Origin of the sequence: Pseudomonas weihenstephanensis (assembly GCF_016812185.1) — a bacterium.
Taxonomy (GTDB): Bacteria; Pseudomonadota; Gammaproteobacteria; order Pseudomonadales; family Pseudomonadaceae; genus Aquipseudomonas; species Aquipseudomonas weihenstephanensis.
Map to the genome: position 1 here is coordinate 1 of NZ_JAAEBV010000015.1, position 3449 is coordinate 3449.

The 3449-nt window shown below is 62.9% G+C and carries 6 protein-coding genes; all 6 read right to left on the reverse strand.

Annotated features, from left to right (window positions below):
- Nucleotides 1-367: replication initiation protein (locus GYN01_RS22090; RefSeq protein WP_338053190.1), on the reverse strand; the 367-nt coding region annotated here is incomplete at its 3' end.
- Between the two features lie 147 nt (nt 368-514).
- Nucleotides 515-793, reverse strand: coding sequence for an MbeD/MobD family mobilization/exclusion family protein (locus GYN01_RS22095; protein ID WP_048403092.1), 279 nt, complete (start codon nt 791-793; stop codon nt 515-517).
- A 3-nt stretch (nt 794-796) separates the two neighbouring features.
- Nucleotides 797-1285, reverse strand: a complete 489-nt coding sequence (locus GYN01_RS22420) for an MbeB family mobilization protein (RefSeq protein WP_053221399.1) — start codon at nt 1283-1285, stop codon at nt 797-799.
- 684 nt (nt 1286-1969) lie between these two features.
- The gene (locus GYN01_RS22105; RefSeq protein WP_048403089.1) at nt 1970-2308 is read right to left on the reverse strand and encodes a MobC family plasmid mobilization relaxosome protein; all 339 of its coding nucleotides are present in this window, start codon (nt 2306-2308) and stop codon (nt 1970-1972) included.
- 387 nt (nt 2309-2695) lie between these two features.
- Nucleotides 2696-2872 carry a hypothetical protein gene (locus GYN01_RS22110; RefSeq protein WP_153387367.1) on the reverse strand — a complete coding sequence of 59 codons (177 nt, stop codon included), beginning with the start codon at nt 2870-2872 and terminating at the stop codon, nt 2696-2698.
- Nucleotides 2869-3449: replication initiation protein (locus GYN01_RS22115; RefSeq protein WP_203307804.1), on the reverse strand; the 581-nt coding region annotated here is incomplete at its 5' end. The genes GYN01_RS22110 and GYN01_RS22115, both read right to left, overlap by 4 nt.

Here is a 3449-nt window from a genome sequence, read left to right on the forward strand (position 1 = left end):
CCGCGTACCTGAGTGGGTCAGATTTCGCGCCAGGCGCAGTCCTGACGGGGGTTTTGAGGCCGTAGATCAGGTGAGCGTGCCCATTGGCGGGATTCATGGCTGTGATCGAGGGCGGCGGGCAATTGCGGTCGCTCCAGTCCATCGCAGCCCCTGGGCGGTCGATGTCGTAGACGAGCCAATACTTGTGCGTGGGGCCGTTCGGCTGGATGTAGCGGGCCAGGGCAGCGCGCTCGGCGCTGCGCACCTGGAGTCCTGCGCGCAGGTCGTCGGTATGGTACGGCTTGGCCGGTAGGCGCTCGCGGAACAGCTCAAGCTGGATCGCTTGTCGCGGTTGATCGTCTGCGGCGTCGTGGTATGCTTTCAACACGTTCAAGGGCACTCCAATGCTCTTGCGGGGCCCCCGTCGCTCTCTCTTCCGCCAAGATGATCAGAGCACGGGGGTTTTGTTTTTTCTGGGGTCCAGCCTAACCCAAGGTGGGCCCACGGCGCGACTTATGCCGCTGATGCTCCTGGATCACTTCCTGAGCGCGCGGCTCAAACCTTCGACGCGCTGCGCCAAGTCGTTCACTTGCCCGCTCAAGCTCTGCACCTGCTGCGACAGGGCCATGTTCTCTGTCTGGCTGCGCTCGTACTGCCCCTGCAAGGTCGCGGCAGCTTCGGCCCACAGCTTCGAGCCCTTCGCGTGCTCGATCCGCATACTTTGCAAGGTCTCGGCGAAACTGCTCAGCTGCTGCTCGTGCTCGCTCTGTAAACTCTCCAAGGCGTCTAGCAAGGCCTTCTCGATCTCCGTCATAGCCTACTTCTCCAACTTCACGGCCTCTCGGCCAAGTTCCTTGAAATTCCACCCGCTGGACGCCTTCTTCCCTTTGGGCAGCAGGAGGTACTCGTCTTTTCCGTCGCTGTAGAACTCCATCCCCAGCGCCTGGGCGCGGGCCATCGTGGCCTTCTGCTGCTCGATGATCTGGAAATTCTCCGCCACCGTCAGCCCTGTCCACCACAGGGCCCCGCTCGCGGCCAGGATGACCGCCAGCAGGCTCCCTGCGAGCCATTTCCAGCCCGATAGGACTAACGCCCTGGTGTTGGCCTCGGTCGCGCTCAAAAGCTCGCTGAGGCTCTTCTCGCGGGCCTGGATGGCGCCGCTCAAGCTCTGTTCGCTTGATCTCAATGCCGCGAGCAAGGTCTGTTCGTGCTGTTTGTAGGCGTTCGTCACGCCCGTCTCGATATCGCTGGCTTGCTGCTTCGATTTCTCCTCGAAGCTCCGGGCCAAGTCTGAAATCCCGCTCATAGAGGGCCCCCTTGAGGCGTATGTTCTTGCCGCCGTCCGGGTCGGCGATGCTGATGGATGACTTGGTTTCGCGGGCCACCTGGAAGCCTGCACCTGTCAACTTTTCGAGCACGTCAGCACGGCTGCGCACCTCGCCCTGGGCGGCAAGGGCCAGCAGCCCGTCCGTGATCTGCTGCGCGACCTGCTGACGCTCTGGCGGCAAGTCGCGGGGCGTTACAAGGGCCCGCCTGCGAGCTGGGTCTTTCGGGTCGGAAAGGCCCAGCTCGGCGCGCTGAACCGTCGCCCAGGCATCGACCCGGCGCTGATCGGCGACGTGATAGTAGGGCTGCAAGCGCTTGCCCTCGGTCAGCTCCAGGTTGGGGATGACGAAGTTCAGCTCTAATCGTCCCTTGTCTTGGTGCTCAACCCATAGGCAGCTGTACTGCCGGGCCTCTAGGCCGGGCAGTAGCGCCTTCTCGAAACTGTCCATGAGGGCCCGTTTCTGCTCGGGCGGTAGATCCGCCTCGGCAAAGCTCAGCACGCCGCTGGTGTACTTCTTGGCGTACCGGCTGGAGTCGATCAGTTCGGCCACCTGCTCAGGATCGCCACGCAGCAGGGTTGCCCCCTCCCGCTGGCCGTCCCGGCCCAGCAGGTACTGCGTCGGCCCCTTGCCGCCGCCAGTGCCCCTGGCGTGGAACTTCACGATCACTTGTGCAGCGCTCGCAGTTCGGCCAACTCACGCTCAACCCCGGCCAGGGCGCCGATGACCTGGACGCGATCAACAGCGCCCCACTCGGCGGTGTTCATCTTGCGGGCGATCTGGTTGAGGTTGTTCCCGATACTCGCCAACTGGCGCAGCAACGCGGGATCAGCCGCCGGGGCCGCGCCGCGCAGATCACGGACTAGATCGGTCTGGCCGGGATTCAGGCAGCTCTCCCGCATCCAGCGGGCCAGCTCCGTCCTGGTGCTGTGCATCTGGAGGGTGGCCAGTTCCTCGGGGGACACCCGCACCTTGATGATCTTTTCGCGCTTTGGCTCGGTCATGGATTGGCTCTTAGTCGAGGCCCCCGACGTTGCGGACTTTAGTCCGCGGCGGCGGGGGCCGGCTGGGGGGTTTCGGGGGGCGGCACGCCCCCTGAACCAGGTCACAGAGGAACCGACCAAGCGAAGCGCCGGGAGGGCCCTCTGTGTATCCTGGCTTATAATCAAAAGCCGTGCAAGTTACAAAAGGTAACAGAGGCTCTAGATCAGGGGTTAGTGGATTTGTGGCTAACGCGCTTTGCTTGTTGGGCGTTCACCATCACAGCGCCCTTCGGTCACTGCACTGGCGACCACCTGGACTTGTGAAGAGCGGGGGGATTTACATCTGGAGGGGCACAGCTGAAGCCCCCGTAAACGGGGCTATTATCTGATATGGCTTTTTGACAACTTTTACTGAGGGTTCGCTTTGTTGGCGATGCGGGCAATCAGGCTGGCCGCGTACATTGCGAGATCGTAGTCAATTGACTCGTTGCGCAGGGCCCAGCCATCCACCATGTCGATGACATGGGATAGATCGGCTAGAAGGTCCGGGAGTTCGTCCTGGCGGAATGCATCTTTAAGGGTCATTTGAGGCCTCTTACCCAGTTGTTGATTGTTTGCCTTGATTGGCCCGTCAGGCGCGCTATTTCGGCCTCTGAGCGGCCCTCGTCAAGCAGGCTGACCAGCTTCGGCCTGAGCTGGTCACGCAGCGCCTTGCCCTTCTTCGATCCCTGTGCGGCCTGCCACGCACTGAAGCCCTCGGGCGTGAACCGGGCGTGTGTGTACCTAGCCACCGACTTGGCGATATGGCCCACCTCCTGGTGATCCAGGGGGCAAGGGAACCCAGCGTTGTACATGAGGGCCCGCTGCAGGCAGGCGGCGTGCCACTGGTCGTAACCCGGCCAGCCCTGGCGTATGGCCTTGTACGACCACTGGCTGAGCTGCTCGAAGAGGTTGCAGTTACGACCCAGTCCGTACGCAGGCAGGCGCTTGCGCCGGTCTTTCGCCGCGCTGAGGTCAAGCCAGCTGTCCAGATCGTTCAGCGTGTACAGGCGGGGCTCCCACGCCGCCACAACCCAGTGCGGGTGCAGCGGGTTCTTGCAGATCAGGCCGCTGTACTGCGGGTCTGCCCCGAGTGCCTGCTGTAGCGTGGAATCTATGGCTC

Bases quoted from the DNA above. Each gene is read 5' to 3' on its own strand.
- GYN01_RS22420 (WP_053221399.1), bottom strand. From the start codon at position 1,285: ATGAGCGGGATTTCAGACTTGGCCCGGAGCTTCGAGGAGAAATCGAAG.
- GYN01_RS22110 (WP_153387367.1), bottom strand. From the start codon at position 2,872: ATGACCCTTAAAGATGCATTCCGCCAGGACGAACTCCCGGACCTTCTA.
- GYN01_RS22095 (WP_048403092.1), bottom strand. From the start codon at position 793: ATGACGGAGATCGAGAAGGCCTTGCTAGACGCCTTGGAGAGTTTACAG.
- GYN01_RS22105 (WP_048403089.1), bottom strand. From the start codon at position 2,308: ATGACCGAGCCAAAGCGCGAAAAGATCATCAAGGTGCGGGTGTCCCCC.